The sequence below is a fragment of the Thalassolituus sp. UBA2009 genome (genome assembly GCF_002335285.1).
GTDB lineage: Bacteria > Pseudomonadota > Gammaproteobacteria > Pseudomonadales > Oceanobacteraceae > Venatoribacter > Venatoribacter alkanivorans.
Window position 1 is genome coordinate 573 of record NZ_DDCJ01000099.1, and the last position, 6787, is coordinate 7359.

The window sequence follows — 6787 nt, forward strand, 5'->3', positions numbered from 1 at the left end:
CAGGGGCGGAGCCCCGGAAAGGCGTTTCAAATTGAAAAACAATAATCGATGAAGCTGCAGCCTGGAGTGACACGATCTCATTCCAAGCCGTGGGACAACAGTGGTGCTGATCCGGGCTTTTAATTTGCCCGCTTTGCCTCCATATTCTGCCCATCGGTAATTTATGTCCGCAAGGGCGGAATTAAAGGCGGACATTATGATGCTTGGCTGGATTTTCTTTTTTGCCTGCGTAGCGCTGGCGTATCTTTTCTGGAACCGGCAACAGCAGGCGCGGCTTCTGGCGCTGCAGTCGGTGCGTCGTCATTGTCAGCAGGAAGATGTACAGCTGCTGGACGATACCCTGGTGCTGGAGCGGATACGCATCCGCCGCATTCCGTCTTTGCAGCTGGTAAAAGGCGAGGGCCGCAGTCAGCCCGGCGGCTGGCGGTTGGTAAGGACTTACCGTTTCGAATTTTCTTCTACCGGTGATGAACGTTATCAGGGCCTGCTGACGCTGATTGGCCGGCGGGTGGCAAAGCTGGAGTTACAGGCGCATCGTATTCACTGATCCGAATGTACTGACAGGTATTTCAGGATCAGGAGATTTAAAGCCGGGTTATTGATAGGCGGAGGTTGTATGGTTATTCATCAGGCAGAACAGCAGCGTTTTATTATTGAACAGGACGGCCACGAATGTGTGCTGGACTATGTGGTTGAAGGCAAACAGATTGATTTTACCCACACCTATGTGCCTTTCCGTCTGCGCGGTAAAGGTCTGGCTGAAGAGCTGGTAAAAGAAGGGCTGGCCTGGGCAAAGGGGCAGGGGTATGACATTCAGGCCAGCTGCTGGTATGTGCGTAAGTTTCTCTGATGGCTGTTCTGGCCAGCAGATATTTTTCAGGCTTTTTTTAACGGCGAATAAATTTATAGGCGGATAAATTCTGCCAGCCAGCGTCCAACGCTATCGGCATCGGTAGGTTGGGCGAGGGTATTCATCCCTTCGCGGAACAGATCCGGGCCGATGCAGTTTTCCCGCCGTGGCAGTAATTTCTGGGTGTAATCCACGGTAAATTCAGGGTGCCCCTGAAAGGTCAGCACCCGCTGGTCAATATAAAACGCCGCATTTTCGCAGAATTCACTGCTGGCCAGACGCCGTGCTTCAGGCGGCAGGGTCAGTACCTGATCACGGTGGCTGTATATCAGACGTAAATGCGACAGGTCATCGTTGAGCCAGCTCGGGCGGTGTTCAATACGGGTGGTGTGCACGCCGATGCCCCAGCCTTTATCGCTGCGCGCAGCATAACCGCCGAGGGTGTGCGCCAGCAGCTGGTGACCAAAGCAGATACCAATCATTTTACTGTGCTGGGCGTAGGCCTGCCTGATCCAGTCCTGCAGCGGTGCAATCCACGGCAGGTCGTCATAGACACCGGCTTTGGAGCCGGTAATCAGGTAAGCGTCGCATTCTTTAATATCCTGCGGTAATTCCCCTTGTTGTACCTGATAAAAGCGGTATTCGAGGGGGATGCCCAGACGGGAAAAAAATTGCGTGAACATATTGCCGTACGAACGGTATTCGTCCAGCAAATCGGGGTAGAGGGTATCGGTTTCCAGCAGGCCCAGCGTTTTCATAGCGTGTGTCGTCAGTGCAGAGTGTCGGAAGCAGGGTTGACCAGTACAGTCGCTGACTGGCCGCGTAACGGTTTGAGAATATCTTCCAGACCGTTGATTTTAATTTCCAGTGCTAATGCCAGCAGCATGCCCAGCTGGCCGGCCGGCATGCCCTTGTTATTCAGCCACAACAGGTATTCTTCGGGAATATCGATCAGCACCCGCCCCTGATATTTGCCAAAGGGCATGGTCATGGTGACCAGGCGGAGCAGGTCGGATTTATCAAACACAGGCTACCTCAGAATGCTGTTAAAAGGGGCCATTCCCATCAGTTTGTGGTGTGACCATCGACATGATGAGCGGTGGTCGCGCAGCCTGCAAGTGCTGCAAAACGCTTGGACACTTTGTCAGGCATTTTTCTGGTCTACACTAAAGTATCAATAACCACTTTGGCCAGATGTACCGGGCATGGAAGAAAAAAATACACGATTTGAGGATCTGCGGCTGACGCCGGGCCAGCCGTTGCAGCTGGATTTTGAGGGCTATACCACGGAACGTGACAGGTCCGTTCTTATTGGCTATCGCGCCGGACAAAGCATTGTTGTTACCACACCACTTGTTAATGGCTCACCCATGGTGCTTAAGCTCGGAGCACCACTGGCTGTGCGTTTATTTGCCACGCAAATGAATTGTGCCTGTGCCTTCCGTACCGAAATTACGCATATTTCCCGTGCACCTTATCCGCACCTGCATCTGGCAATGCCATCTTCTCTGGTGCTGGGTGAAGTACGCAGCTCGGTCCGGGCCAAGGTCGCGCTGATTACGTCGGTACATTACGGCGATAACTTCGCGCAGAAATGTTCAGCCATGATTAAAGACCTGAGCCTGGGTGGTGCGCGTCTGGAAGCAAAGATGCTGCCGGTCGAGGTTGGTGAAAATGTTCAGCTCACGGCGCAGGTGGCGGTCAGTGGTATTGAACGCATTATTAAGCTCGACGCTATTGTCCGCGCGATTACAAAAGAAACCGGCGGCGTCGGCGTTGGGCTGCAGTTTCAGGCTATGAGTGATTCTGATCGCATCACATTGCACGCTTACGTGCTTTCTAATATCCACCGGCAGTAGCCGTTTTCCAGTTCTGGAGTAGTTGCATGACTGGTATGTCATTTTCTGCCGACCGGCAGGACCACTGGAGTCAGATCTGGAAAGATCTGATCAGCGGCAAAGCGCCTGATAACGGGTTACAGAAACCGGCCCTGGTTGTCAGTGCACGGCTGGAGTCGTTGCTGGAAAGCAGTGCGCAGCGTTTTTTACACAGTCGCTCCGCTACCTTAAGCGCCGATCTGCAATCCTCTTTACAGCGGATTGCTGCCCATTTACAGGCTTCTCAGATTGCTCTGTTGTTATGCCCGCAAGGTGTTCATACGCAGCCGCTGTGCATTCTGGCCAGTCAGGATGAAGCCAGTACAGGAAAATTACACGGGCTTGTCGCGCAGCGGGAGCAATGGTGTGGGCTGGTTAATGGCCAGCAGCCACGGTTGCTGTCAGCAGCGCAAGCGCCGGGTGAGGATGAACGCCTGGTGCTGCAGGCGATGGCTTGTGATCAGGTGCTGCTGTTGCCGGTTACCGGCGGTCATAATGCCGCTGGCTGTATGTTGCTGGGCTTTAATGCTGCCACGCCGGTACCGGGTGAAGGTGAGCGCTCGCTGCTTTCAACCTTTACCCAGCTTTGCTTTCTGGTGGTCGACCGTCTGGCGGTTATGAACCATCTTGAGCAGCGTGAGCGTTCATTGCTGCAGACTGAACGTCTGGCCAGAATCGGCAGCTGGTACGATGACGTACTCAACAACTGCATCACCTTTACCCCTCAGGCGGGCGAAATTTTTGAGCTCAGCCCACAGATCACTCAGGTCAGCCTTGAACATTACATTGCCTACCTGCATCCGGAAGATAAGGACCGGGTTATCAGCACGTTGCAGCACAGCCTGAAAACGCTGCAACCCTCTGATATGACTTATCGCATCTGCACGCCGTCAGGGCTGGTCAAAGTGATTCACGGCATCGGCGAAATTCTGGTAAACGAAAACGGCATTGCTGTGGCACGGGTCGGTACCGTGCAGGATATTACCGAGGCTCATGCCCGTGAGCAGCGGCTGCAGCAGTCGGCGCGGGTATTTGAATCCACCATGGAAGGGGTGGTGATTACCAATCCGGATGGTCTGATTGAAGCGGTCAATCCGGCCTTCAGCACCATTACCGGTTACAGTGAAGAGGAAGTTCGTGGCCGGTCTGTGGATATGCTCAACCCCGAGCGGCGACAGCGTAACGTTCTGCAGGATATCCGCCGTGAAGTGCAGGAAAAGGGATTCTGGCGTGACGAGGTGTGGAACCGGCGTAAGAACGGCGAGGTGTTTCCGCAGTTTTTAACGGTAACCAGTGTCCGTGATGAGCGTCAGGCAATCAGCCATTATGTGGCGGTGTTTGCCGATATTTCACGTCAGAAAGAATCTGAGCAGCAACTGGATTATCTGGCCCATTACGATTCACTCACCGGCCTGCCCAACCGCAGCTCGCTGCTGGTTAAGCTGCAGACTGCCATTGACCTGGCAACTCAGAAACGGCGTAAAGTCGCGGTGATCACCATCGATCTGGATCATTTCAAACACATCAATGACAGCCTTGGCCATCCGGCCGGCGACCGTCTGCTGCAGGAGTGTGCCCGGCGCTTGCGTGAACGCCTGCGTGACTCTGATACCGTGGTACGGCAGGGCGGTGATGAGTTTGTGGTGGTGCTGGAAAATATCGTCAGCGAGGATCAGGTCAGACGCGTGGCTGAGATTATTCAGCAGTTATTCGCCAGTGCTTTTGACGTCGGTATCGGCCGCGAACTGTTTATCGGCGCCAGCCTGGGTATCACGCTGTTTCCCGATCATGGCCGTGATGTTACCCAGCTGATCAGTAATGCCGATGTGGCGATGTACCAGGCCAAGAGCAAAGGCCGTAACCATTATCAGTTTTATACCAATGACCTGACTCAGGCGGCGACTGACCGGCTGGAGCTGGGTAATGAACTGCGTCATGCGTTACAGCGCGATGACGAGCTGCAGCTGCATTATCAGCCACAGGTCTGTATCCGCAGCGGCCGGGTGACCGGTGTTGAAGCCTTAATCCGCTGGCAGCACGAACAGGAAGGCATGATTCAGCCGGGACGTTTTCTGCCGGTGGCGGAAGACAACGGCCTGATGCCGGAACTGGACAGCTGGGTGCTGAATAAAGCCTGCCGGCAGCTTGCTCTCTGGCAGCAGCAGGGGATTGCTCCGCTGATTCTGGCGGTCAACATTACTCAGCCGACCTTTGTTGCCGGTGGACTGGTGGAGCGCCTTAAAGCCTTGCTGGATATCTATCAGCTTGATCCCAGCTGGCTGGAGCTGGAAATCACCGAAGGGGCTTTGCTGGAACCGACCGCGCAGGTGCTGTCGACCATTGCCGGGCTGAAAGCGCTGGGGGTGATGCTGGCGGTGGATGACTTCGGCACCGGCTATTCGTCGCTGGCGTATCTGCACCGTTATCGGGTCGATAAACTGAAAATTGACCGCAGTTTTATTAACAGTGTTGAGCGTGAAGAAGAAGGGCGGGTGATCACCAGCACCATTATTAATATGGCGCGCGGGCTGGGTTTGCAGATTCTGGCAGAAGGGGTGGAAACGGCACCGCAGCTGGAGTTTTTACGCAGTAACGGTTGTGAAACCTATCAGGGGTTTTATTTCAGCCGGCCATTGCCGCTGGCTGAACTGGCACTGTTGTTACAGCACTGAAGCGGCCAGCAGGGCTGGCCGCTTGCGTGCCAGGCGCTTATTCGTAGGTACAGAAATAGGCGGTCTGAGTCGCCATTTTTACCTGGAATTTAACGTTGGCCGGCACTTCGAAAGATTCGCCCTGAGCGAAGGTCTGCCATTCGCTGGCGCCTGGCAGCAGTACGTCCATGCTGCCGGAAACGACAGTCATCACTTCTTTCTGGCTGGTGCCGAATTCGTATTCACCGGCTTCCATTGCGCCAACAGTCGCTGGCAGAGTCGCGGTTTGCAGGGCAATAGACTTTACCTTGCCATCAAAATATTCGTTTACTTTCAGCACAGTTAAGCACTCCTCGTGAATTGGAGTGGCGATTATACGCATCCGCTGCCGGGCGGCAATCAGCGCTCTGCTCAGTCGGCGCTCTGCCGGCTCAGCGGGAAGCGGATAACAAAGCGTGTACCCTGTCCGGGAGCACTGCTGACTTCGAGCGAGCCATGCAGCTGGTGGCTGACCAGATCCTGAATAATATAGGCACCTATACCGCTGCCGCCCTGATTGCGCTTGGTGGTAAAGAACGGATCAAACAATTGCTTCAGGGTGTCTTCATCCATACCGCGGCCATTATCACTGAAGGTGATTTCTACCTGCTGATCGCGCTGCTGTGCTTCTATATGAATCTGGCCACGCTCTGAGCTGTTGTCATCAAACGCGTGGGTCAGTGAGTTCATCATCAGATTGGTGAATATCTGCGCCACAGCACCGGGATAACCGCTGATAAAAATTCGCTGTGGGCATTCAACACTGACATCAATCGGGCGGTATTTATAATTCGGCCGCAGAGAAACAATGATGCTCTGCAGATAATCGCCCAGCTCAAAATCCCGCCGCTGTTCGCTCGACTGGTCGACGGCCACCTGTTTGAAGCGTGCCACCAGATCGGCGGCGCGACGCAGGTTATCGGCGGTAATCTGCACGCCTTCTTCCGAGAACTGAATAAAATCATCAAAGGTTGCTTTATTCAGTTGTCCGTTGCGGAACTGCTGGGCAATTTCTTTCAGCTGGTCTTCCAGTGCGCTGACCGCAGTAACACTGATACCCAGCGGGGTGTTGATTTCATGCGCCAGACCGGCGACAACTTCGCCCAGCGCCGCGTGTTTTTCCAGATTCACCAGCTGTTGCTGTGTCAGCTTCAGTTTACGCAGCGATTCATTGGCCTCGGCATTTTTCTGTTCCAGTTCGCGCGTGCGTTCTTCTACTTTGGATTCGAGGGTGGTGTTCAGCTCTTCAACCCGCTGTTGCTCTGCCTGCAGCTGATTGTTGCTGTCTGACAGACGGCGGGTGAACTGATCAACCTGGCCGACCAGGGTGTTAAAGGCGTTAACGATTGGTGTGAATTCGTTGTCGGCAT

8 protein-coding genes are annotated in these 6787 nt (G+C 54.2%); 4 read left to right on the plus strand and 4 right to left on the minus strand.

The features are described from left to right. Positions 1–196: 196 nt before the first annotated feature. Complete coding sequence (locus tag B3P58_RS12090) at positions 197–547, plus strand: DUF3301 domain-containing protein (RefSeq protein WP_145465991.1); 351 nt, start codon at positions 197–199, stop codon at positions 545–547. A 69-nt stretch (positions 548–616) separates the two neighbouring features. After that, positions 617–850, plus strand: a complete 234-nt coding sequence (locus B3P58_RS12095; RefSeq protein WP_145465990.1) for a GNAT family N-acetyltransferase — start codon at positions 617–619, stop codon at positions 848–850. Between the two features lie 53 nt (positions 851–903). Here the strand turns inward: B3P58_RS12095 and B3P58_RS12100 are convergent, their stop codons facing one another. Together B3P58_RS12100 and B3P58_RS12105 are read right to left on the minus strand one after the other, a co-directional pair. Then, on the minus strand, positions 904–1608 hold the full coding sequence (locus B3P58_RS12100; protein ID WP_225693346.1) for a glutamine amidotransferase-related protein: 705 nt from the start codon (positions 1606–1608) through the stop codon (positions 904–906). An 11-nt stretch (positions 1609–1619) separates the two neighbouring features. Next, on the minus strand, positions 1620–1877 hold the full coding sequence (locus B3P58_RS12105; protein WP_145465988.1) for a DUF3820 family protein: 258 nt from the start codon (positions 1875–1877) through the stop codon (positions 1620–1622). Between the two features lie 178 nt (positions 1878–2055). On the opposite strand from B3P58_RS12105, the gene B3P58_RS12110 reads away from it, so the two are divergent. Further along, entirely contained in the window at positions 2056–2709 is a 654-nt protein-coding gene (locus B3P58_RS12110) for a flagellar brake protein (protein WP_145465987.1), read from the plus strand. Between the two features lie 26 nt (positions 2710–2735). Next, a complete protein-coding gene (locus B3P58_RS12115) occupies positions 2736–5399 on the plus strand; it encodes a putative bifunctional diguanylate cyclase/phosphodiesterase (protein ID WP_145465986.1) in 2664 nt (887 codons plus the stop codon). A 37-nt stretch (positions 5400–5436) separates the two neighbouring features. Here the strand turns inward: B3P58_RS12115 and B3P58_RS12120 are convergent, their stop codons facing one another. Further along, positions 5437–5718, minus strand: coding sequence for a pyrimidine/purine nucleoside phosphorylase (locus tag B3P58_RS12120; RefSeq protein WP_145465985.1), 282 nt, complete (start codon positions 5716–5718; stop codon positions 5437–5439). 71 nt (positions 5719–5789) lie between these two features. Continuing rightward, on the minus strand, positions 5790–6787 hold a 998-nt coding region (locus B3P58_RS12125), incomplete at its 5' end, for a sensor histidine kinase (RefSeq protein WP_286717753.1).